Origin of the sequence: Faecalibacterium sp. AF27-11BH, assembly GCF_003603005.1 — a bacterium.
GTDB classification, from domain to species: domain Bacteria; phylum Bacillota; class Clostridia; order Oscillospirales; family Ruminococcaceae; genus Faecalibacterium; species Faecalibacterium taiwanense.
This window is the reverse complement of sequence record NZ_QVGS01000005.1, coordinates 90,516-112,779: the sequence shown is the minus strand read 5'-3', so window position 1 is coordinate 112,779 and position 22,264 is coordinate 90,516. Positions and strand designations below refer to the sequence as shown.

The window sequence follows — 22,264 nt, the reverse complement described above, 5'->3', positions numbered from 1 at the left end:
GAACTTTGTAAGAAAACTTGATACAAACGAAGCCACTCTTATTTTACAATAGAGATCAGAGGTGATAACAATGAAAGAAATTTTGAAACTGGATCATATCCAAAAATATTACGGAAATGGCGGAAATGTTACAAAAGCAATTCAGGACATCAGCTTTTCCGTTCAAGAGGGAGAATTTGTAGGAATCATGGGAGCATCTGGCTCCGGCAAGACTACCCTGCTCAACTGTATTTCCACCATTGATACCGTCAGTGCAGGACATATCTATCTGGACGGAACCGATGTGACGGAAATCAACGAAAAACAGATTGCCCGGTTTCGTCGGGAGAATCTTGGATTTGTATTTCAGGATTTTAACCTGCTGGACACGCTGACCATTTCGGAAAACATAGCCCTGGCGCTGACCATCAACAAGGTTCCAGCAGGCGAGATTGATGGGCGGGTGCGGGAAATGGCCGGAAAGCTGAATATCACGGATATTCTGGACAAATACCCCTATCAGGTGTCCGGCGGCCAGAAGCAGCGGTGCGCCTGTGCCAGAGCCATTATCAATCAGCCTAAGCTGATTTTGGCGGATGAACCCACCGGTGCGTTAGACAGTCACTCGTCCCAGATGCTGCTCTCGACGATCCAGAGTATCAATGAAGATCTCGGAGCCACGATTCTGATGGTGACACACGATGCTTTCTCGGCAAGCTATGCCAATCGTATTCTCTTTATGAGGGACGGGGCAATCTTTACGGAAATCCGTAAGGGGGGTGATTCCCGCAGGACTTTCTTTGAAAAAATCCTGGATGTCCTTACCATGATGGGAGGGGGCACGAGCGATGTACGCTAAACTTATTTTCAAAAATGCAAAGCGGTCTGTGAAGGACTATTTGATTTATATTGTGACCATGACACTCTGTGTCACCCTGTTCTATGCGTTTTTGTCTATCAGCAGCACCCATTATCATCCGACCATTGGTGCGGAATATAATATTTCCCTGCTGGCTGGAGGTATGAAACTGGCAATTTGCGGGATTAGTTTGCTTTTGTTGTTTCTGATCCACTATGTCAATCGTTTCATGCTGAGAAAAAAGCAAAAGGAGTTTGCCGTTGAGGCAACCTTGGGAATGGAGCAAAAAACCATAGGCCTGCTCTTTTTTGGAGAGACTTTTTTCCTGCTCATATTCTCTGTGTCGGTGGGAATCCTTCTGGGGATGGTCGTTTCTCAGGTCATTACGGCTATGCTGCTTGCTTCTTTTGGGGAACCCTACGCTTTTTCTTGGTCGTTTTTCCCGGATACTGTGCTGTTGACCGTGGGCTTCTTTGTTGTTTGCCAGATTCTGGTTGGAGTCGGGAATGTCAGAATTCTCAACAAAAGCAGGATTATTGAGCTTATGACGGCAAACCGTCAGAATGAAAAACCGCTTCATAAAAGCAGATGGATGCCGATGATCTGTATTTTCTATGGCATTCTGCTGCTGTGGATGCTGGAGGTAGGTACTGTAAAATATCATTTTTACTTCGATTCCAGACATCCGCTTCCTGTAAAGCTCATGTATTGGGGGAATGTCCTTTTCCCTGCACTGACGCTGCTTTGGGCAATCGCAGGTGCTGTTTTACACAGAAAAATAGGGTTTTCCCGATATCTTTGCGGACTTCTGGCTGGTGCTGTATTGACCGCTATCCCGATTTTTTCCATCGCAGAACTGGAAAAAGCCTACTTCCTTGGATTTGACGCTCCAACTCTGAATCAATATTTGCTGTTTGGGGTTGCGGATATTTTGTTTATCATTTCCGCAGTCATGTATTTATCGAATGCGGCGCTCCTATACTGGAAGGAGTCTAAAGTGTCCCGCAAATATCATAATACGAGTTTATTTCTGTTTGGACAGCTTTCCTCTAAGCTGGCTACCAATACGAAAACGATGACGATCATTTGTGTGACCCTGACTTTTTCTATCTGCTTGTTTGTCATTGCGCCGGTTTTAACGGGATGGAGTCTGGGCTATTTGGACAGTCGGGCTGTCTATGATATTCAAATTTCAAGCCGCTACAACGATGTTTATGAAGTGGAAAATCTTCCGGATACAGACTATGGAGAAATTACTGCGTTCATAGAACAAAACAAAATAGCGATAAAGGACGATTTGACTTTTTCGGAATATCTTCCCAAGCAAAGCGACTTTTACCAGCGAGTAAAGTACAATTTTCCTCCCTTGGCGATCGCACTGAAGGATTATAACGCTGTTCGGAAAATGTTGGGATATGAACCTATTATCTTACAAACGGATGAATTTGCTACCCACTGGCATCGTGCAGCAGAGGACAAGGATATTGAAAACTACATTGCTGAGCATACCTTATTGGAAACTGACGCAGGCACCCTGAAACTCAGTGAGAACGCCGTGTTTCAGGAGCCTGTGGGGGAATCCATCTATAATCTTTATACAGATGTGGTGTATATCATACCTGACGAAATAGCGCAAGTCTTGCTTCCGGTACAGCGCAACCGATTTGTGATGACCCAATATCCGCTTCCCTTCAAAACGGCAGAAATGCTGGAACAGCTTCTTGGGCGTTCTTATCCAGAAGATCCTGATAAAGACAATCTGGCAGGATACAGTACAACTGTCCATACTACGGAAGTGAACCGTATAATCGCCCTTAACTTTATCCTAAAAGCGTCCTTGATCTATGGTGCAATTGTTCTGATGGTGATGTGTCTTACCGTGCTGGCTCTTCAGCAGCTCCTGGATGCAGAAAAAAACAACTACAGATTTTCGGTTCTGCGAAAAATGGGAGTGGAAGAGAAGGACCTGCATACTTTGGTTCTAAAACAGCTTGGTGTTTGGTTTGGGATGCCGATCACAGCGGCAATCGTTGTAGCAATTATTGTGATTGGCTATTTTCTTCAAAGTGTTTCTGCTGAAATCTCAGCTTATATTGGCTGCGGAGCCTTGATGGTACAAGTAGGGATTATCATTGGTATTCTTTTCTTACTGCTGATATGCTACTTCATAAGTACATGGATATTGTTTAAGCGGTCCATTTCGGAGAACTGATAAAGTCACAGTACAAAAAGGAAAAGCCGCCTGTATGAGCATTTGATATGCCCGCACAGGCGGCTTGCTTTATCTCTGGTAATCAGTCCAAAGGTTTATATTCTGTAACAGTTTTCAGGTATGTTTCCGGGTCGCCGTTGAGAACTAAATCTGCATAGGCTGCCGGATCGTTGTAAATCAGCCAGTCCAGCTCTGACCGCTGATATATATTATCGGCAACCTCATTCTCTACCGCAATCGTATCAATGGCAATCATGCTGCCATTTGCAAATTTCAGCTCCACACAGGCAGTATCCATATTGAACTCACAAGAAAGTAAACGCTTCATTTTGCCCTCCTTAGATCATGCCGAAGTGCTTGAGCGCCTCCTTGATTGCTTTTTCCTTATCGGGCGGGCATTGGGGCTGTTTTGCATCATCGGACTTCGGTTTGTTGTAATTTTCTCGCTCGATGATACCGCATTTCTGCTTCACCTGAGCGATATACAAGCTGCTGACCTTGAGTCCGGTATGCTCCAGCACATATTCCTTGATTTCCGAATAGGTGGCTTTCTTCTCTGCATCGGTGAGATCAAGTTCGTCCATGTGGATGTCTACCTCGATATGTTGCTTTGCATTAAGTTTGGACAATAAACATACCGTCTCGATATGCTCACTGTGAGGGAACATATCCACCGGCGTGCTGCTCTCCACTTTGTATCCCTTCCGGGTCAGCAGCTCCAGATCCCGGGCCAGCGTGACCGGGTTGCAGCTCACGTAGACCACACGTTTCGGGGCCATGCGGGCCACGCTTTCGATAAACTGCGGCGTAGAGCCCTCTCGCGGCGGGTCCATAAAGATCACGTCTGCGCGTTCACCAGCCGCAGCGGCTTCGCCGATCCACCGGGTGGCATCTGCGGCAAAGAAGCGGGCGTTCTTCACGCCATTGTGCTTTGCATTGCCTATGGCATCGTGCACCGCTTCGCGGTTCACCTCCACGCCCACTACCTGCTTTGCATGGTCGGCGGCGGTCAGGCCGATGGTTCCGATGCCGCAGTAGGCATCCAGCACCACTTCTTTGCCGGTGAGATGCGCCGCGTCCACTGCAAGGCCGTACAGCACTTCGGTTTGGGTATGATTGATCTGATAAAAGCTGCGTGGGCTGAGCGCATAGGTCTTGCCGCAGAGGGTATCCAGAATGAAGCCCTTGCCGTACAGCACCTTTTCCATATCGCCCAGCACCACGCTGGTTTTGCGGTCGTTCACGTTCTGGACGATGGTGGTGATGGCCACGCCCTGCTTTCCGGCTTCGGTCAGCAGGGCTTTGACAAAGTTCTTGGCACCCGGCAGCACCGGCTGAGCTGTCACCAGCACCACCATCACCTGCCCGGTCATAACGCCGCGCCGCAGCAGGCAGTGACGCAGAAGGCCGGTGCCCTTATCCTCATTAAAAGGCTGGTAATGGCAGGCGCCCGCCGCTGCGCGCACAGCCAGCATGGTCTTGTCCAGCACTTCGTCCTGCAAAAGGCAGCTTTCCACCGGCAGCACCTTGTGGCTGTTTGCCGCGTAGATGCCGGAGGTAAGTTTTCCACCCCAGCCGGTGGTAAAGGTGGAGATCACCTTGTTCCGATAGTGGTACGGCGTTTCCATGCCCCGGATGTGCTCCACCGGGCCGAATCTGCCCAGCAGCTTTTTCACGGTCTCTTCTTTCTGTTTCAGCTGTGCGGCGTAGTCCATGCCCAGCATCGGGCAGCCGCCGCAGTTTTTGGCACGCAGTTTGCAATCCATCTTCTGCTCTCCTTTTTACCCATAAGGGTCATACAGATCATATTCTTCCGCTTCCAGATGCTTTTCCTCCAGCACCTTCATGGCCTGTTCCAGCTCGCTCTGGCCGCAGCCGCTCTCGCTGACCAGCGCGCACACCGCCGCCGCAAGGTCGCCGCCAAAGAGGGTGTCCAGCCGTTCGCGCATACTCCACACGTTGTAGGCGCGCTGGGTGATGGCCGGAGTGTAGGTGTTGCGGTTGCCATCCTTGCCGCTTTTCACCCAGCCTTTCTCCTCCAGCCGGTAAAGAAAGTTGAGCACGGTCGCCGGTGCCCAGCCCTTTGCGCGCAGCTTTGCGTCGATATCCCGCCGGGTGACGGGCGCACGGCAGGCCCACACGGCAAGCATGACCTGCTCCTCTGCCGCCGAAAGCGGCTTTACACTGTCCGGGATGCCATACATCCTGCTGTTCTCCCTCCTTTTGGCATCTTTTTCTCTTTTACGTTTGTCTTTGTTTTATTATTATACCAATTTCTGTGCCAAAGCGCAAGAGCCGGAAACGCCGATGAAATCAGGCTTTTCCGGCTCTATTTTACGTTTGTCTTTGTTTTTGTTTTTCTATCAAGGACATTTGTGTGCTTTGTGCCCGCGCAGGGGCTTTTGCGCCGTATCTTTGTGCAAAGATGCTCTTGTTTTCATCCCTGCAAAACCGGTATACTACGGCTACAGCAATCAACAGAACGCACCGCAGAAAACCGCGGTGCTGTGCGATACAGGAAAGGGAGAGTTCATTATGGCACGAGTTTACAACTTCAGCGCAGGCCCCAGCATGCTGCCCGAGAAGGTGCTCAAGCAGGCACAGGCAGAGCTGCTCGAGTATGGCGACAGCGGTCAGAGCGTGATGGAGATGAGCCACCGCAGCAAGTGGTTCGATGCCATCATCAAGGACACCGAGGCCACCCTGCGCCGCGTGATGAACATCCCCGACAACTACAAGGTCGGTTTCTTTCAGGGCGGTGCGACCCAGCAGTTTGCCATGGTGCCGCTGAACTTTATGACCACCGGCAAGGCGGACTACATCGTCACCGGCAACTTCTCCAACCTGGCCGCCAAGGAAGCCGCCAAGTTCGGCGAGGCCAACATCGTGGCCTCCAGCAAGGACAAGAACTTCACCTACATCCCGGATGTGAACGCCATCCCTTACAATAAGGATGCCAGCTACATCCACATCTGCCAGAACAACACCATCTTCGGCACTCAGTTTGTCGAGGTGCCGCAGGTGGAGGGTGTGCCTCTGGTAGCCGACATGAGCTCCATGATCCTCTCCAAGCCCGTGGATGTGACCAAGTACGGCTGCATCTACTTCGGCGTGCAGAAGAATGTAGCTCCCGCCGGCATGGCAATTGCCATCGTCCGCGACGACCTGCTGGGCCATGCCGCCGACAACGTGCCCACCATGATGAACTACACCACTCTGCTGAACAAGGACAGCATGTACAACACGCCCCCCTGCTGGTGCATTTATATGACCGGTCTGGTGCTCAAGTATCTGGAAAACGACATCGGCGGTCTTGCCAACATGCAGAAGATCAACGAAGCCAAGGCCAAAGTGCTGTACGACTATCTGGACGGTCAGGGCTTCTTCACGAATCCTGTGGAGCACCGCTACCGCAGCACCATGAATGTCACCTTCACCAGCCCCAATGCAGATCTGGACAAGAAATTCTGCGCCGAAGCTGCAGAAGCAGGCTTCGTGAACCTGAAGGGCCACCGTCTGGTAGGTGGTATGCGCGCTTCCATTTACAACGCAATGCCCGCCGAGGGCGTGGACAAGCTGGTGGACTTCATGGAGAAGTTCCGCAAGGAGAACGCATAAAACCCTCTCAGCCTCACTTCGTTCGGCAGCTCCCCCGAGGGGGGAGCTTTTTATCAGAGGGACAACTTGATCGAACCCGCTTTCTAAGCTCGCCCTTCGGGAGAGCTGGCACGGCGCAAGCCGTGACTGAGAGGGTTCCTGTATAATAGAAGGGAAATCTGGACTATGTACACCATCAAAACTTTGAACGCCATCAGCCCGGTGGGTCTGGCAAAGCTGAACAACAAGCAGTTTGACGTGGCTGTGGACACCGATGCCCCGGACGGCATCCTCGTTCGCAGCGCCGACATGCTGAATACCGCCTTCAACGACAATCTTCTGGCCATCGCCCGCGCCGGTGCCGGCGTGAACAACATCCCGCTGGACCGCTGCAGTGAGCAGGGCATCGTGGTGTTCAACACCCCCGGTGCCAACGCCAACGCTGTAGCCGAGCTGGTGATCGGCATGCTGATCGCCGGAAGCCGCAATGTGGCTGTTGCTGCCCAGTGGTGTCAGGGCCTTGTCGGCGACCCCGCCATGGCAAAGACCGTGGAAAAGGGCAAGAAGCAGTTCGTGGGCAACGAGATCAAGGGCAAGACGCTGGGTGTCATCGGTCTGGGTGCCATCGGCTCCCGCGTGGCCAACTGCGCCATTGAGCTGGGCATGGAGGTCTACGGCTACGACCCCTACATCTCCATTGATGCCGCATGGAACCTGAGCAGTCAGGTACGCCACTGCGTGAACCTGAACGACATGCTGCCCCTGTGCGACTACATCACCATCCATGTGCCCTACCTGCCCACCACCAAGGACACCATCAACGTCCAGACCCTTGCCCTGTGCAAGGACGGCGTGAAGATCCTGAACTATGCCCGCGGCGAACTGGTCAACACCGAAGCCCTGCTGGAAGCCATGGAGACCGGCAAGGTGTCCGGCTATATGACCGACTTCCCGTCTGAGGCCATTCTGGGCAAGCCCGGCATCGTGTGCACCCCGCATCTGGGCGCTTCCACCCCGGAAGCCGAGGACAACTGCGCCGTGATGGCTGCAAAGGAGCTGAGCGACTACCTGAAGAACGGCAACATCATCCACTCGGTGAACATGCCGGAGGTCAACCAGCCCAGAGCCGGCGGCAAGCGCATCTGCATCATCCACAAAAACGAGCCCGGCATGATCAGCCAGATCACCGCCCTGACCACCGAAGCCGGCCTGAACATCGAGAATATGGTGAACAAGAGCAAAAAGAACATGGCCTACACCATGCTGGATGCTACCGGTGCTGTGGACAAGAAGCTGGCCGAAAAGCTGGCCGCCATCCCCGCCGTGATCCGGGTGCGCATCCTGTAAAGCAAAACGGTTTAAAATGCCCGCCGCGTCGCTCTTGGCATCTTCAGCGGAAAACGATTTTTATTTTAGCAACCCGGAAAAGTCTGCGGATTTTTCCGGGTTGCTTTTTCACAGAGAAGGGCCGTGGCGGCAACCTGCATTTCCAAACCAGGATTTTTTACAAACTGGAAATTCTTTCTCGTCCCATCTGCCGGTTAGTTTCCATTTACAAACTGTAGTTTGTCTTAAAAAACGCGTTAGAGATAGCTTTTTCTAACTACACATCGTAAAAAGTTTACATGTATTAACATTCAAGAAAAAGCTTGAAAATGGTAAATTCTGTGCTACAATAGGCTCGACAGAAGGGAAATGTCCACCCTGTTCTCCGGCTTTTGGGCCGGTATATTCATCTTACAGGTCCTGCGGTACAGGGCCTCTGACAGGAAATAGAAAAGGTAGGGAAGTTACTATGGATATCAAGAAGATCGCACTGTTCGCCGCCGGCACTCTGTTCGGTTCTGCCGGTTTCAAGCTGCTGTCCAGCAAGGACGCCAAGAAGGTCTACACCCAGACCACTGCTGCCGTGCTGCGCATGAAGGACTCCACCATGGAGACCGTCAGTAAGGTCCAGGAGCAGGCCGGTGACATTCTGGCCGATGCAAAGGCCATCAACGAGGCTCGTGCTGTTGAAGCCGAGGCTGCTGTGATCGAGGATGCCGCCGAGGAGACCACCGAAGAGACCGCTGAGTAATTTTCGGTTCGTAAAGCACTGAAAGCCCCAACGTGGCTTTCGAGCCGCCTTCGGGCGGCTCTTTTTTGTGAGAGTGGGGCCGCAGGCGTGCAGGGTATAGCAGCCTGACGCTGCGGCAAAAAGATAGAGAAGGATATTTGATATATGAAATGTACCATTCTGCATGAAGGCAAGGGCCGGATGCGCGTGCATGTGGAAAACGTCCGCATGACTTTGCACCGTGCCGATGTGCTGGAAGCATATCTGAACCACAAAGATGCCATCGTCCATGCCGCCGTTTACGAGCGCACGGGCGATGTGGTCATTACCTATACCGGCAAGCGCACCGCCGCCATTGCCATTCTGGCAGGCTACAAGTTCGATGTGGCCGAGTATGACGCTCTGGTCACCTCCGCCGACAGCCGCAGGCTGAACCGGGAATATCAGGATAAAATGTTCGATCTGGTGGCAGGCCGCTGCCTGCGCAAGCTGTTCCTGCCCGCACCCCTTGACGCTGCCTACACCGCCTTCCGCTCCATCCGCTTTCTCTGGAAGGGTGTGCGCTGCGTGCTGAGCCGCAGGCTGGAAGTGGAGGTGCTGGACGCTTTGTCCATCGGCGTCTCGCTGCTGCGCGGCGACTTTGGCACCGCCGGTTCTGTCATGTTCCTGCTGAATCTGGGCTCTCTGCTGGAAGAGTGGACCCGCAAGAAGAGTCTGGACGATCTGGCCCGCAGCATGGCCCTGAACGTGGACAAGGTGTGGGTGCGCAGCCAAGGCACCGAAGTGCTGGTGCCTCTGACCAAAGTACGCTCCGGCGATGAGGTGGTCGTGCGCAGCGGCAACATGATCCCGCTGGACGGCACCGTGCTGGAAGGCGAAGCCATGGTGAATCAGGCTGCCCTGACCGGCGAAGCTATGCCGGTGCGCAAGGCAGAGGGGTCCACCCTCTATGCCGGCACCGTTGTGGAGGAGGGCGAGTGCGTCTTTATCGCCAAGGCCGAGGGCGGTTCCAACCGCTACGACAAGATCGTGGCCATGATCGAGGAATCCGAAAAGCTCAAGTCCAGCACCGAGAACCGTGCGCTGGTGCTGGCCGACAAGCTGGTGCCATGGTGTCTGGGCGCAACGGTGGTCACCTATCTGCTCACCCGCAACGCCACCCGCGCCATCTCCTGCCTGATGGTGGACTTCTCCTGCGCGCTCAAGCTCTCCATGCCGCTGGCCGTCCTCTCCGCCATGCGCGAGTGCGGCAGCTATCACATCACCGTCAAGGGCGGCAAGTATCTGGAAGCGCTGTCTCAGGCCGACACTATCGTGTTCGACAAGACCGGCACCCTCACCCGTGCCACCCCGCAGGTAGTGGAGGTCGTGCCCTTCTCCGGCTGCAACGAGCGCGAAGTTCTGCAGCTGGCCGCATGTCTGGAAGAGCACTTCCCCCATTCCATGGCCAACGCCGTGGTGCGTGCCGCCAAAGAGCGCGGCATTTCCCATGAGGAGATGCACTCCGAGGTGGAGTACATCGTGGCCCACGGCATTGCAAGCCGCGTAGGTGGCGAACGGGTGGTCATCGGCAGCTACCACTTCGTCTTTGAGGATGAAAAGTGCACCATCCCCACAGCCGAGCAGCAGAAGTTCGATGCCCTCAAGCCCGCGTATTCGCACCTGTACATGGCAGCCAGCGGGCAGCTGGTGGGCGTCATCTGCATCTCCGACCCGCTGCGCCCGGAAGCCGCCGCTGTGCTGAACGGCCTGCGTGCGCTGGGCATCCGGAACACCGTCATGATGACCGGCGACAGCGAGCGCACCGCTGCCGCCATTGCAAAGCAGGTGGGCGTGGACCGCTTCTTTGCCGAGGTGCTGCCCGAGGACAAGGCAAACTTCGTCCAGCAGGCCAAGGCCGAGGGCCACACCGTGGTGATGATCGGTGACGGCATCAACGACTCCCCCGCCCTGTCCGCTGCCGACATTGGCATTGCCATCAACTCCGGCGCTGCCATCGCCCGCGAGATCGCAGACGTGACCATCAAAGCCGACAGTCTGGAGGAGCTGGTGGCCCTCAAGGCCATCGCCAACTCTCTGCAAAAGCGCGTGCACGCAAACTACCGCTTCGTGCTCACCTTCAACTCGGCCCTCATCGCGCTGGGTGCTCTGGGCATCCTGCAGCCGGCCTCCTCTGCCATGCTGCACAATCTCTCCACCATCGGCATCAGCCTGAAGAGCATGACCAATCTCCTGCCGGAGAACAAGGCTCCGCAGCTGAAAGCATAATTACCGCAAAAAATAACGCCGTGTCTGAACATTCGACACGGCGTTATTTTTTTATCTGTTATTCCAGCCCGATCTGCTGTGCATACTCTTCCAGCAGCTCCCGCTCTAGGAACGGGGTCTTGACACCCTCGCGGTCACGGTAGGTCTCGTGGCCCTTGCCAATGACGGCAATCAGGTCGCCCTCCTGCGCGTGATCCACTGCGTAGTGCAGCGCATCCAGACGGTCGGGGATCTCCACGAACTTTGCGTCCGGGTTGCCCTTGTTCATGCCCACGCGGATATCAGCAAGGATGTCCTCCACCTTTTCAAAGCGGTTGTTGTCCTCGGTAAGGATGGAGAAATCGGCCATTTTGGCGCAGATCTCGCCCATGCCGTAGCGGCGCAGCTTGGAGCGGTTGCCGCCGCAGCCGAACACCACCACCAGACGGTGGGGCTTGTAGGCCCGCAGAGTGGTGAGCAGGCTTTCGGTGGACACCTCGTTGTGGGCGTAGTCCAGCAGGATGGTGAACTTCTTGCTGATGGGCACCAGCTCCACGCGGCCCTTGACCACGCACTTGCCAAGGCCGTCGTGAATGGCCTGATCCGGCAGGCCCAGCACCTTGCCCACCGCCAGAGCTGCCAGCGCGTTGTACACGCTGAACTCACCGGGCATATTCACCTTCACATCCATCTCGTCCTTGCCGGTCACATGGAACTTCACGCCCAGAAAATCGTGGGTGCGCAGCAGTTCAAAGCCGGTCTCGCGGTAGTCCGCCTGCTCAGCGCGGCCATAGGTGACAAGGCGGCAGGTGTGGCCTTCCAGAAGTGCTTCGGTATTCTCATCGTCAATGTTCACCACGCCCACATCGCAGCGCTTGAACAGCTGGCCCTTCCAGCTGCGGTACTCCTCAAAGGTCTTGTGCTCGCCGGGGCCGATGTGATCCGGCGAAAGGTTGGTGAACACGCCCACATTGTAGTGCACACCGGCCACGCGGTCCATCATCAGGCCCTGGCTGGAAACCTCCATCAGCGCGGTGTCGCAGCCTGCGTCCAGAAACTCCCGAAAGGTCTTTTGCAGTTCGTAGCTTTCTGGGGTGGTGTTGGCAGTTTCCTTGTGGCGGCCCATATAATAAATGCCGTTGGTGCCGATCATGCCCACCTTGCGGCCTGCAGCTTCCAGCACGCTCTTGATCATGTGGGTGGTAGTGGTCTTGCCCTTGGTGCCGGTCACACCGATCATGGTCATCTTGCGGGACGGGTTGCCAAAAAGGTTCGCGCTCATCAGGGCCATGGCATAGCGGCTGCTTTCCACCTTGACCACGGTCACGCCCGGCAGGGCGGAAAGGTCGATGTCGTGCTGGATGACCAGTGCGCTGACACCCTTTGCCGCGCAGTCGGCGGCAAACTCATGGCTGTCACGCTGGGTGCCCACGATGCACACGAACAAAAGGCCCGGTGCCGCCTTGCGGCTGTCGTAGATGATATCCGAGATCTCGGTGTCCAGACTGCCCTGCGCAAGGGTAAAGGGCACGCCTTCCAGTAACTGTTCCAGTTTCATACTGCACACGCTCCTCAAAACATTTTGTCAAATGGGGTTTTCTTCGTTATTTGCGGTCATGCGGGCGGGGTCGGTCAGCGGTGTTTCTTCCGCAGCTGCCGCCGTATCGTCCGCAGGCTGAGCCGCAGCGGCATCCTCTGCACCGTCTGCCGCAGTATCCTCGGCAGCAGAGGTGTCAGGCTCTTCCGGCACGGTCTTTTCCGGCACAACATAACCGGAGGGCAGGGTCGGCTGGCCCTGTGCAAAGTAAATTTTACGGGTGCTGCCCGCGCTGACATGGCTGAAATCCAGTCTGCCGGTGTCGGTAGGGGCACAACCCTTGCCGTCGGCATTGGTCAGCACATAGCGTGCGCGGTCCAGCTTATAATCCAGATCGTTCCGTGTACCCAGAAGCACACTGACACGATCCTGATACAAAAATGCCATCTGGTCGGTGTCCGCAAATTCCATGCGGGTCACATCGTCCAGCATCCCATACTCTTCCAGCTTTGCCTGCAGCTCATTCAGTGCATCCAGACGGTCGTCCGTCTGCACCGCTGCCGAAGCTGCTGCCGAAGCTGCTGCCGAAGCTGCTGCCGAACCGGATGCATCCGATGCCGCCGGGTCTGCCTGCGCTGCAAAGGCCAGCTGGTCGCCGGGTGTCACCGACACCGGCTCGCCGCCGTATAGGGTCTTGAGTTCTTCCGGCTGGGCAGACTCGCAGGCCAGGATCTTGAACTGATCCGAGAGGGTCAGCCAGCCGCTCTTCGTCTGCATGGCATAGGTAGGCACCGCCTCGGTCACCTGCACCACCACCGTGTTGGGATAATCCCGAACCACCCTGATGGATTCCAGCAGCGGGAACTGCTTTTCCAGTTCCGCTTCCTTGGCGGCGGGGTCAAAGCTGAAAATGTTCTCTTCGGTCTGCACACCCAGTGCCTGCAGAATCTGGCTGCTGGAATAGCCGCCCACCTCCTGCACCACGGTGCCGTCCGCCGTCTGCACCTGAATGGTGCCGATCTTAAACAGCATGGTCATGGTCAGGTAAACACCGGCGGCAATCACGGCCAGCAGGGTCACAAAGGCCATCAGTCGCCGCAGCATCCGCCGCCGCTTCAGCGCGGCGCGGGTCAGGCGGCGCTTCTTGCGTTTTTCCCGCTGTACCGGGTCGCGTGGCTGCTGGTGTGCCGGGCGCAGACGCTGGTTTTTGTAGCGCTGCTGCGCTGCCTGAGCCGCTGTCTTGCGCGGCTTCTGCCCCTGTGAACGGCGCTGCTGCGGCTTGCGGGCCGTGCCGGATGCACGCTGTTCCGGCTGGGCCGTGCGGCTTCGCTGCGCGGTACGGTTCCGGTTCTGGCCGCTGGTGCGCCGGGTGCCGCTCTGTTCGGTGCGGCGCGGCTGCGAAGGGAACTCGATACTGTTATCGGTACGGGTGCGGCGCACCGTACCATTGGCGGTGCGGTCCGGCGCAAAGCTCAGCGGTTCCCCGTTGAAGCCATAGCGCCCGTCCGCACTGCCGGAAGATCCTTTTTGTTGTGAAGGCGGCGGAGTATGCTGCAGGTCTTTCCGCAGGTCGTAGATATTACCGTTGTTTCTGTTATTGCGGTATTGCTGCATGGCGCACACCTCCTTTCCGGTTTAGGTTTTGTTTTACTTCTGCACCAGTTTCATCAGAGCGTCTGCAATACGGTCAAGGCTGTCATCCACCGACAGGCTGCGGGCATTTTTGCCCATCTCAGCCAGCTTGCCGGGCTGTGCCAACATGTCGGACACCGTGCTCACCAGCTTTTCGCCGGTCAGGTCTTTTTCCTCGATCACCACAGCGGCATCGGCCTTCTGCAGTTCCATGGCATTGAAGTACTGGTGGTTCTCAGCCACATTGGGGCTGGGGATGAGCACGGCTGCACGGCCAACAGCTTCCAGCTCGGCCAGCGTCAGCGCACCGGCGCGGCTGATGACAAGGTCTGCCGCAGCCAGCAGTTCCGGCATATTGTTGATGTATTCCTTCACCACAAGGCCGTCGCCCTCCGCGAAGTTCTTTTCCTTTTCCAGATCCTTGAACAGCTGCACACCGTACTGGCCGGTAGCGTGGAGATGCAGCACCGGCTTCTTCTCGTGCTGTTCCCATGCACACAGGTCGGCCACCACTTCGTTGACGCGGCGTGCGCCAAGGCTGCCGCCGAAGGAAAGGATCACCGTGCGGTCGCCCGCGCCCAGCTCAGCGCGGATGGCATCGCGGTCCTTTGCCTTGGTGAACACCTCCGGGCGCACCGGATTGCCCACCACGATGGTCTTATCAGGTGCGCCCAGCTTTTCCACAGCAGCAGGCACGGCGGCAAACACGAGATCCACATCCGGTGCCAGCAGCTTGTTGGTCACGCCGGGGAAGGCGTTCTGCTCATGAATGGCGGTGTGGATGCCCATTTTGGCGGCACAGCGCACCACCGGGCCGGACACATAGCCGCCGCAGCCGATCACAAGATCGGGTTTGACCTCCTTCATAATGGCCTTTGCCTTGGGGCCAGAGAGGGCCAGATTCCACAGCGTAACGATGTTGCGCTTGATGTTGTTCAGCGACAGCCTGCGCTGGAAACCGGTGATCTCGATATGGTGGAAGGGATAGCCCGCCTGTCCTACCAGGCGGTACTCCATGCCCTCCTTGCGGCCGGCAAAGTGGATCTCGGCAGAAGGGTCTGCCTTTTTGATAGCACCTGCAATGGCAAGTGCCGGGTTGATATGGCCGGCAGTGCCGCCGGCAGCGATCAGAACTCGCATGACGATTCCTCCTCTATTATTAGTGCATCTGGTCAGGCCATCGGGGAGCTCCCCACTGGCCTGCGCCCTCAAAACAGTCGTTACAGTTCATTGCGCGCACGGCGGGCATCGTCCAGATTGATGGTACGGTCCTTCAGCTCCGCATCACGCTGAGCCTTTGCAGCCTGCCGCTGTGCGTGGGCCGCTGCCCTCTGCTGCGCCGCCCGCTCTCCGTTGCGCCCAATGTTCACCATCACGCCCATTTCTGCCAGCAGCAAGATCAGACTGGTGCCGCCGGACGAGAAAAACGGCAGGCTGATGCCGGTATTCGGGATGGTGTTGGTGACCACAGCGATGTTGCAGAACACCTGCCAGGCGATCTGCGCCATAATGCCAATCCCCACCATGGTGCAGAACTGGTTCTCGGCCTTATAGGCGATCATCAGGCCCTGCGCTATGAGCAGTATGAACAGCACGATGATGAGCACCGCGCCGATGAAGCCCAATTCTTCGCACACCACACTGAAGATGAAGTCGTTGGTGCTTTCCGGCAGCCAGAGCTGCTTTTCCACGCTGTTGCCAAGGCCAAGGCCCTTCAGTCCGCCGGAGCCGATGGCGTACAAGCTCTGCTTGGTCTGGTCGTTCAGCGCTTCCAGATCATCGGACCATGTGTTCAGGCGGTCCTGCAGATAGCCAATGGATTCCACCAGCGTCAGGGCCGGTTTCAGCAGCAGAGCCGCCGCTGCGGCCCCGCACCATGTCAATACACCGCCGCAGCCGGTCAGCATGAGGATGGTGCCCACGATGGCGGTGGTCAGCAGGATGCCGGACATGTGCGGCTCTAAAAACAGCAGCAACACCACCGGCACCAGCGGCAGCACCGGCACGATCAGCTGCCTTACGATGCGGATGAACAGCCAATCCTTTGGCTTGATCTTTTCTCTCAGCGACGGGCTGAACCGGCCGATCTGCGGCGCACTTGCCGCCAGATGGGACGAGAGCAGGATCATCTCAAACTTTGCCACCTCAGAGGTTTGCAGAGTCAAGCCGCCCAGACGGATCCAGCGGCGGCAGCCGTTCAGCGGTGCAAAGGTCAGCGTGACGGCCAGCATAGCCAGCACCACCCAGTACAGCGGCTTGCTCGCCCAGCGCAGGAAGCGGTGATCCACATAGCTCATGACTACCATACAGCCAATGCCAATGGCCGTGCAGATAGCCTGCTGCTTGATGTAGTGCAGGCTGTCGCCCATGCGCAGGTAGCCGGTGGTGTAGCTTGCGCTGTACAGCATTACAAGGCCGAACACCATGATAATGGCCAGCGTTGCCAGCCAGTTGAGCAGCAGCCGGTTCCATGGTCCCGGGTCCCGCTGCAGCGGCGGCACCCATGCACGTTCTTTTTGGTTTTTATGTTGTCTGCGGGTGGCTGCCATTGCCACGCCCCCTTATTTTCAGAATCAGGCGCTCAGGCCCAGCGTGCCAGACGCACGGCCAGCGCCAGCCCGCACACGCTCAGTGCGCACAGGCTGTAAAAAATATTCACTGCACTCATGCCGCGCTTTTCCAGCCAGCAGTGCAGCGGTGCCGCCGCAAACAGCGGCCTGCCCTTCCAGCGGCAGAACAGGACCTGCAGCACCACCATGCCGCCCTCCACCCAGAAGGGCAGTGCCAGCGGGATGCTCAGCTCTGCGTAGCCAATGCACAGCGGAATGCAGCCAATGGCTCCCGCTGCATACAAGCAGCCGCACCGGCCGGGGTGCAGCTTTGCCGGTGGAAAATCCCACAGCAGAAAGGCCATCAGTGCACCGGCCAGTGCCGCCGGGAATACTGCCAGCGGAAACCAGCCCAGCTGTGTTTCCAGCATCATCAGGCCCAGCATGGCCGCAAAGGCCGCGCCGCACACCGTGCCGTCGGCACCGTCGGCCACGCGGGCCGCCTCGGCCATCGCCACCAGCAGCACAGCCCACAGCAGCGGTGCCAGCGCACATTCCACATAGCCTGCTCCCGGCAGGATCAGCCCTGTGGGCAGGCACCCGTTCAGTGCCAGCAGGCCCAGCACCAGCGCTGCAGCGATGCATTCCAGTGCAAGGCGCTGTGTGCGGCGCAGGCCAAGGCCCAAACCGTTCGGGTAGCGGCCGCGGATGCGGGCCAGATCATCGGCCAGCCCCACTGCGCCAAAGGCCAGCGACCCCAGCAGTGCAATGAGCAGGCGGGAGGTCATCTGCCGGTCGCTGCCAAGCAGGGAAGGCTGTGCAGCACATGCGGCCAGCCAGCCCACGCCCACAGCGGCAAGGGTGCCCACCATCAGGCACAGCCCGCCCATGGTAGGCACCGGGCTGTCCGGGGCATCGCTGTCCGGCTGTGTACCGCGTGCCGCACGCTGCAGCCCCCGCAGCAGCGGCACCATCATATTGCCGAGCGCCGCAGTCAGCACAAAACCCAGCACCGACGCGACGACCAAGGCGAAACGAATCATTTTTCAATCTCCAAATTCATGCCAAAGGGTTATTCTTCGGCATCTTTCTGCTCTGCGTAGAAAATTTCCAGCACTTTTTCCAGCGCCATGCCGCGGCTTGCCTTCACCAGCAGGGCATCGCCCGGCTCTATCCGGTTCAGCAGAGCATCCGCTGCCTCGCGGTAGTTGTTGGCATGGAGGGTCTTGACCCCCTTGGCCGCAGCCACCACAGCCGTGCGCTTTGCGTTTTCGCCGTAGGTCACAAGGCAGTACAGATCACTCTCCGCAGCCAGACGGCCCAGCTCCTCGTGGGCTTCGCGGGACAGCTCGCCCAGCTCCAGCATATCGCCCAGCAGGGCAAAGCGGCGCTTGCAGGGGAATTCCTTGAACATGGCAAGCGCGGCCTTCATGCTGTCGGGGTTTGCATTGTAGCAATCCTCAATGACGGTAACGCCCTTGCTGTGCACCACCTTCTGGCGGCGGCCGGTCTGCTCAAAATTGGAAAGCCCCTTGATGACACCGCGCGGGTCGCAGCCCAAGCGGGTGGCGGCGCAGTAGGCAGCCAGAGCGTTTGCCACATTGTGCTTGCCCATGGCCGGGATCTTGACCACAAAGGTGCCCTCTTCCTGATCTTCCAGCACAAAGCTCATGCCGTCCTCTTCCTGCCGGATGGACAGTGCACACACATCAGCGTTCTCATCTGCCAGACTGAACCATACCGGCTTCACGTGGGCGGGCAGCTTTGCGGCGCGCAGGAACTTATCATCATAGTTCAGCACCAGCGGTGCACCCTCCGGCAGGCCGTTGCAGATCTCCAGCTTTGCCTTGCAGATGTTCTCCTGACTACCCAGATTGCCGATGTGGGACACACCGATGCAGGTAATGATGCCCACATCCGGGCGTGCGGCCCGGGCCAGACGGTCGATCTCGTCCGCATGGCTCATGCCCATCTCGATCACGGCATACTCAGTGCTGCTTTCCAGCCGCATCAAGGTGCGGGGCATGCCCAGTTCATTGTTCTGGTTGCCCTCGGTCTTGATGGTCTCGCCAAAGCCTGCAAGGGCGGCGTAGGTCATCTGCTTGGTGGTGGTCTTGCCCACGCTGCCGGTCACACCCACCATCTTGGGGTGATACTGGCTGCGGTAGTTCGCGCCCATCACCATCATGGCGTGGTAGCTGTCCGGGCAGAGGATGGCCTTTTCCGCAGGCACGCCCTCCACCGGGTGGTTCACCACCACATAAACAGCACCGTTCTCCAGTGCTTTGGCCGCAAAATCGTGGCCGTCAAATTTTTCACCCGGGAACGCTACAAAAATGCAGCCGGGCCGCACCTCGCGGCTGTCGGTGGTCACCAGTTCCACCTGCACCTCTTCCCGGATGAAGTCTGCGGGCACCAGCCCTGCCAGAAGCTTGCTTGCAGAAATTTTTTCCATTGTTCATGTCCCCTCTCTGTTTATTCAGGATCACAGGATACTCTCTCTTATCCACAGGTAATGGTCACGACGGTGCCGCGCTGCACACTGGAACCGGGGTCTGCACTCTGGGCCTGCACAGTGCCGTTCGCATTGCCCTCCACCACACAGTTCAATCCGGCGGCAGACAGCATCTGGCGGGCAAAGTCCGCGCTCTTGCCGGTCACATCCGGCACATCGGTATGGCTGCCCTCATAGGTATCGGTATACAGGTACACGGTGGTGCCGTAGGCCACCTTTGCACCCGCGTGCGGATACTGGTAGGTGACAGCTGCTGCCGCCTGACTGGTGGTGCTTTCGGCCAGCTGATGCCTGAGGCCCTTGATGTTCAGCTGCACCTGCGCACTGCTCCACTCGGTGCCCACCAGATTCGGCACAGTGACCACAGTCTGGCTGCGATCCTCGCCGTCGGCGGCAATGCCAAGGTAAGGTGCGATCTCGCTGATGATGTTGCCCACAACGGGCGCTGCCAGCAGGGACGAGTAGTCCGTTCTGGCGTTGTTGGGGTCATCCAGCATCACATAGACGATGATCTCCGGGTCGTCGGCAGGCAGGACAGCGGCAAAGGATGCCACCTTCTTGTAGTCGCCGTCGGCACGGCGGTCCATGTTCAACTGTTCGGAAGTGCCGGACTTGCCGCCGATACGGTAGCCGGACACATAGGCATACTTGCCGCCGCCGGTGCCGTTGCCCACCTCATATTCCATGATCTGGCGGATCACATTGCTGGTACTCTCGCTGATGACCTGACGGCGCACATTGGCACCGATCTCCTCGATCACGTTGCCATTTGCATCGGTGATCTTATCCACCACATGGGGCGTGACCAGATAGCCGCCGTTGACGGCTGCGGCCACAGCGGTGCACATCTGCAGCGGGGTGATGGCCATTGCCTGACCAAAGGCCGAGGAAGCCAGCTGCACTTCGCCCAGCTGGTTGGCCTTATAATACTGCATGAAGCCCGTCTCACTGGGCAGGTCCACGCCGGTGCGGCTGGTAAAGCCAAAGGCATCGAAGTAGTTATAGAAGGTCTGGGAGCCAACGCGCTGACCCAGCTGGATATAGTAGATATTGCAGCTCTGGCGCAGAGCTTCGGCCAGTGTGATGGTGCCGTGGGCTTTGTGGCCTGCGCAGTGGTAGGTCTCCTTTGCCACGCCGTAAGCACCGGCGCAGGTAAAGGTGGTGTTGATGTTTGCAAGGCCGGAGTCCACGCCCATGGCCGAGGTGATCACCTTGAACACACTGCCGGGGTAGTACAACTCGGTGATGGCCTTGTTTTTCCACTGGATATCGCGGAAGTAGCCGGAGTAATCGCCCTCCTCGTCCAGAATGCGGTTGCCGTTTGCATCCTTCAGCTCGTTGCCGTTCTCATCCTTTTTGTAGATGCCGTACAGCTCCGGCTCAGCGCGCACCAGCTCGTTGAGGTAATCCAGATTTGCGCTGTAGTCCAGCGGGTCGTTGGGGTCAAAATCCGGCTTGGAAGCCATGGCAAGGATGGCACCGGTCTTGACGTTCATCACGATGGCGCAGCCGCGGTTCTCCACCGTGTTGGCTGCAATGGCTTCGTTCAGATACCGTTCCACGATCTCCTGCACATTCACATCCAGCGAAAGTACCAGATTGGAGCCATCCTTGGCTGCAAAGGTGGTGGCATTCTCGTCCGCAATGGCGTTGCCGTAGGCATTGCGCTGGGTAATGGTGCGGCCATCCACACCGGCCAGCGTGGACTGATAGGATTTTTCCAGACCGTAAGTACCAATGCCGTCCGCATCGGTAAAGCCCAGCACTGCCGCTGCAAACGCTCCGTAGGGGTAATTGCGCTGGAAGCTCTTCTCGCTGCCGACCGAGATGTTGCCCTTGCGGGAGGTCTCAGTGGCACGCTTGTGTGCCTTGTTGAACTGGGAAACGTAGGATTCAATGGACAGCTTGACAGCGTTGTTCACCTTGGTGGCCAGCACCTGATACTTGGTGTCCATCTTGGAAAGTGCATCGTAAACCTTCTGGTACTGGGTCTGGTACGCTTCCGAGGAAGTGTCCACCGCGTCCAGACTTTCGCCGTCGCCGGAAAGCAGGCGCAGGGTCAGTTCCTGGCTGACCTCGGCGCACATGGCCGTGTCCAGCGTGCGCACCGTCTCCTCATCCTTGCCGGTGGTGGTATATAAGATTTTGCTGTTGTCCGGGTCGGCCCAGATGGTCCACACCACGCTGGTGGAGGCCAGCGTAATGCCGGAGGTATCGTAGATCTCGCCGCGGGTGGCCTTGATGGTGGTATCCAGCAGCTGCTGCTTTGCGGCCAGCTGGCGGTAGGTGTCACCGTTTTTGATCTGGATATCATACAGGCTGTAGGTCACACGGGCCGCAGCAAGGCCCATGACCACAAGGGCCAGACCGCCGCAGATCAGACTGGTTCTGGGGTTCATGCGGGCACCGGTGCTGGTTTCCGGCCAGGGGCCTTTTATTTTTTTGATGAATTTTCGGAAGAATTTCGACATGGTATGCTCCTGCGGCAGCGGGCATTTGCTGCCTTCTGCCGCGCTTTTGTCAAATTTGGAACTGCCCTGCAAACAGGGTGTATAAACCGAAAAAGCGTGCGCTGCCGCACGCTTTCCCATATTTGGTTCACTTTACAGTGCCAAGAATGTTCACGGCACCGTTGTAGATAAAGTCGGTCCACTGCCGCACAGCGGACTGGGTGCGCTCCAGCGTGTCGCTCTCGCCCAAACGGATGTAGGTGATCTGGCTCTGATCAATTTTCATCAGGCCCAGCCTGCCGGCCGTCTCTTCCACGCTGGTGATGTTGGTCTTGCTGTTCAGGGTGCTGTTATAGTAAGTATACTGGCTCTGCTCACTGACCAGCTGAGCCTTTGCGTCCTGAATCTGGTCGTTCAGCTCCACCAGCTTGGACTCGCTCCACAGCAGGCTGATGGCAAACCCCACCAGCAGTGCTGCTGCTACCAGATGCATGGCGTTGTGCACCGCTGCCTGCAGCGGCGAAAGCCGACGCTTGCCGCCCTTTGCTACCCGCAGATCTGCCTTGCGCTGTGTCTGCGGGGCTTTTCTGCGGCGTACCGCGTTATAATCATATGCTGCCTGACCCATGGT

The 22,264-nt window shown here is 57.1% G+C and carries 17 protein-coding genes; 6 read left to right on the top strand and 11 right to left on the bottom strand.

Annotated elements, in window-relative coordinates:
* Nucleotides 1-70 precede the first annotated feature (70 nt).
* Together DWY76_RS07005 and DWY76_RS07000 are read left to right on the top strand one after the other, a co-directional pair.
* Complete coding sequence (locus DWY76_RS07005) at nucleotides 71-838, top strand: ABC transporter ATP-binding protein (protein WP_102287017.1); 768 nt, start codon at nucleotides 71-73, stop codon at nucleotides 836-838.
* Nucleotides 828-3,050, top strand: coding sequence for an ABC transporter permease (locus tag DWY76_RS07000; protein ID WP_118412327.1), 2,223 nt, complete (start codon nucleotides 828-830; stop codon nucleotides 3,048-3,050). The genes DWY76_RS07005 and DWY76_RS07000 overlap by 11 nt, the downstream gene beginning before the upstream one ends.
* 82 nt (nucleotides 3,051-3,132) lie before the next feature.
* On the opposite strand, the gene DWY76_RS06995 is transcribed toward DWY76_RS07000, so the two are convergent.
* From DWY76_RS06995 to DWY76_RS06985, 3 genes are read right to left on the bottom strand one after another with little or no spacing between them, the layout of a single operon-like run.
* Nucleotides 3,133-3,378: a DUF6061 family protein gene (locus DWY76_RS06995; RefSeq protein WP_015538088.1), complete on the bottom strand. Its 246-nt coding sequence runs from the start codon at nucleotides 3,376-3,378 to the stop codon at nucleotides 3,133-3,135.
* 10 nt (nucleotides 3,379-3,388) lie between these two features.
* Nucleotides 3,389-4,816 (bottom strand): 23S rRNA (uracil(1939)-C(5))-methyltransferase RlmD, encoded by a 1,428-nt coding sequence (gene rlmD / locus DWY76_RS06990; protein ID WP_120080603.1) that lies wholly within the window; start codon nucleotides 4,814-4,816, stop codon nucleotides 3,389-3,391.
* A 15-nt stretch (nucleotides 4,817-4,831) separates the two neighbouring features.
* The gene (locus tag DWY76_RS06985; RefSeq protein ID WP_120080602.1) at nucleotides 4,832-5,254 is read right to left on the bottom strand and encodes a BlaI/MecI/CopY family transcriptional regulator; all 423 of its coding nucleotides are present in this window, start codon (nucleotides 5,252-5,254) and stop codon (nucleotides 4,832-4,834) included.
* Between the two features lie 331 nt (nucleotides 5,255-5,585).
* Here DWY76_RS06985 and serC point away from each other — a divergent pair, with 331 nt between their 5' ends.
* The 4 genes from serC (at nucleotide 5,586) to DWY76_RS06965 (ending at nucleotide 10,971) form a co-directional block, all read left to right on the top strand.
* Nucleotides 5,586-6,668 carry a 3-phosphoserine/phosphohydroxythreonine transaminase gene (serC, locus tag DWY76_RS06980; RefSeq protein WP_120080647.1) on the top strand — a complete coding sequence of 361 codons (1,083 nt, stop codon included), beginning with the start codon at nucleotides 5,586-5,588 and terminating at the stop codon, nucleotides 6,666-6,668.
* 165 nt (nucleotides 6,669-6,833) lie between these two features.
* Nucleotides 6,834-7,994 carry a phosphoglycerate dehydrogenase gene (locus DWY76_RS06975; RefSeq protein ID WP_120080601.1) on the top strand — a complete coding sequence of 387 codons (1,161 nt, stop codon included), beginning with the start codon at nucleotides 6,834-6,836 and terminating at the stop codon, nucleotides 7,992-7,994.
* 448 nt (nucleotides 7,995-8,442) lie between these two features.
* Nucleotides 8,443-8,724: a DUF6110 family protein gene (locus DWY76_RS06970; RefSeq protein ID WP_005944105.1), complete on the top strand. Its 282-nt coding sequence runs from the start codon at nucleotides 8,443-8,445 to the stop codon at nucleotides 8,722-8,724.
* Between the two features lie 144 nt (nucleotides 8,725-8,868).
* Nucleotides 8,869-10,971, top strand: coding sequence for a heavy metal translocating P-type ATPase (locus DWY76_RS06965; RefSeq protein ID WP_207665834.1), 2,103 nt, complete (start codon nucleotides 8,869-8,871; stop codon nucleotides 10,969-10,971).
* A gap of 58 nt (nucleotides 10,972-11,029) precedes the next feature.
* Here the strand turns inward: DWY76_RS06965 and DWY76_RS06960 are convergent, their stop codons facing one another.
* From DWY76_RS06960 to DWY76_RS06925, 8 genes are all read right to left on the bottom strand, one after another.
* Nucleotides 11,030-12,508 (bottom strand): UDP-N-acetylmuramoyl-L-alanyl-D-glutamate--2,6-diaminopimelate ligase, encoded by a 1,479-nt coding sequence (locus tag DWY76_RS06960; RefSeq protein ID WP_120080600.1) that lies wholly within the window; start codon nucleotides 12,506-12,508, stop codon nucleotides 11,030-11,032.
* 27 nt (nucleotides 12,509-12,535) lie between these two features.
* On the bottom strand, nucleotides 12,536-14,101 hold the full coding sequence (locus tag DWY76_RS06955; RefSeq protein WP_120080599.1) for an FtsQ-type POTRA domain-containing protein: 1,566 nt from the start codon (nucleotides 14,099-14,101) through the stop codon (nucleotides 12,536-12,538).
* Between the two features lie 33 nt (nucleotides 14,102-14,134).
* Nucleotides 14,135-15,259, bottom strand: coding sequence for an undecaprenyldiphospho-muramoylpentapeptide beta-N-acetylglucosaminyltransferase (gene murG, locus DWY76_RS06950; protein WP_097774340.1), 1,125 nt, complete (start codon nucleotides 15,257-15,259; stop codon nucleotides 14,135-14,137).
* A gap of 80 nt (nucleotides 15,260-15,339) precedes the next feature.
* Nucleotides 15,340-16,668, bottom strand: a complete 1,329-nt coding sequence (locus DWY76_RS06945; protein ID WP_120080598.1) for an FtsW/RodA/SpoVE family cell cycle protein — start codon at nucleotides 16,666-16,668, stop codon at nucleotides 15,340-15,342.
* A gap of 32 nt (nucleotides 16,669-16,700) precedes the next feature.
* A complete protein-coding gene (locus DWY76_RS06940) occupies nucleotides 16,701-17,711 on the bottom strand; it encodes a glycosyl transferase family 4 (protein WP_120080597.1) in 1,011 nt (336 codons plus the stop codon).
* A gap of 29 nt (nucleotides 17,712-17,740) precedes the next feature.
* Nucleotides 17,741-19,123 carry a UDP-N-acetylmuramoyl-tripeptide--D-alanyl-D-alanine ligase gene (murF, locus tag DWY76_RS06935; RefSeq protein WP_120080596.1) on the bottom strand — a complete coding sequence of 461 codons (1,383 nt, stop codon included), beginning with the start codon at nucleotides 19,121-19,123 and terminating at the stop codon, nucleotides 17,741-17,743.
* 47 nt (nucleotides 19,124-19,170) lie between these two features.
* On the bottom strand, nucleotides 19,171-21,654 hold the full coding sequence (locus tag DWY76_RS06930) for a penicillin-binding protein 2 (protein WP_120080643.1): 2,484 nt from the start codon (nucleotides 21,652-21,654) through the stop codon (nucleotides 19,171-19,173).
* A 127-nt stretch (nucleotides 21,655-21,781) separates the two neighbouring features.
* A complete protein-coding gene (locus DWY76_RS06925) occupies nucleotides 21,782-22,261 on the bottom strand; it encodes a hypothetical protein (protein ID WP_005944079.1) in 480 nt (159 codons plus the stop codon).
* Nucleotides 22,262-22,264 lie beyond the last annotated feature (3 nt).

Excerpts from the sequence above, each read along its gene's own strand:
- DWY76_RS06930 (WP_120080643.1), bottom strand. The coding sequence starts at position 21,654 with ATGTCGAAATTCTTCCGAAAATTCATCAAAAAAATAAAAGGCCCCTGG.
- DWY76_RS06970 (WP_005944105.1), top strand. The coding sequence starts at position 8,443 with ATGGATATCAAGAAGATCGCACTGTTCGCCGCCGGCACTCTGTTCGGT.
- murF (WP_120080596.1), bottom strand. The coding sequence starts at position 19,123 with ATGGAAAAAATTTCTGCAAGCAAGCTTCTGGCAGGGCTGGTGCCCGCA.
- DWY76_RS06965 (WP_207665834.1), top strand. The coding sequence starts at position 8,869 with ATGAAATGTACCATTCTGCATGAAGGCAAGGGCCGGATGCGCGTGCAT.
- DWY76_RS07000 (WP_118412327.1), top strand. The coding sequence starts at position 828 with ATGTACGCTAAACTTATTTTCAAAAATGCAAAGCGGTCTGTGAAGGAC.
- DWY76_RS06955 (WP_120080599.1), bottom strand. The coding sequence starts at position 14,101 with ATGCAGCAATACCGCAATAACAGAAACAACGGTAATATCTACGACCTG.
- serC (WP_120080647.1), top strand. The coding sequence starts at position 5,586 with ATGGCACGAGTTTACAACTTCAGCGCAGGCCCCAGCATGCTGCCCGAG.
- DWY76_RS06985 (WP_120080602.1), bottom strand. The coding sequence starts at position 5,254 with ATGTATGGCATCCCGGACAGTGTAAAGCCGCTTTCGGCGGCAGAGGAG.
- rlmD (WP_120080603.1), bottom strand. The coding sequence starts at position 4,816 with ATGGATTGCAAACTGCGTGCCAAAAACTGCGGCGGCTGCCCGATGCTG.
- DWY76_RS06925 (WP_005944079.1), bottom strand. The coding sequence starts at position 22,261 with ATGGGTCAGGCAGCATATGATTATAACGCGGTACGCCGCAGAAAAGCC.
- DWY76_RS07005 (WP_102287017.1), top strand. The coding sequence starts at position 71 with ATGAAAGAAATTTTGAAACTGGATCATATCCAAAAATATTACGGAAAT.
- DWY76_RS06975 (WP_120080601.1), top strand. The coding sequence starts at position 6,834 with ATGTACACCATCAAAACTTTGAACGCCATCAGCCCGGTGGGTCTGGCA.
- DWY76_RS06960 (WP_120080600.1), bottom strand. The coding sequence starts at position 12,508 with ATGAAACTGGAACAGTTACTGGAAGGCGTGCCCTTTACCCTTGCGCAG.
- murG (WP_097774340.1), bottom strand. The coding sequence starts at position 15,259 with ATGCGAGTTCTGATCGCTGCCGGCGGCACTGCCGGCCATATCAACCCG.
- DWY76_RS06995 (WP_015538088.1), bottom strand. The coding sequence starts at position 3,378 with ATGAAGCGTTTACTTTCTTGTGAGTTCAATATGGATACTGCCTGTGTG.
- DWY76_RS06940 (WP_120080597.1), bottom strand. The coding sequence starts at position 17,711 with ATGATTCGTTTCGCCTTGGTCGTCGCGTCGGTGCTGGGTTTTGTGCTG.
- DWY76_RS06945 (WP_120080598.1), bottom strand. The coding sequence starts at position 16,668 with ATGGCAGCCACCCGCAGACAACATAAAAACCAAAAAGAACGTGCATGG.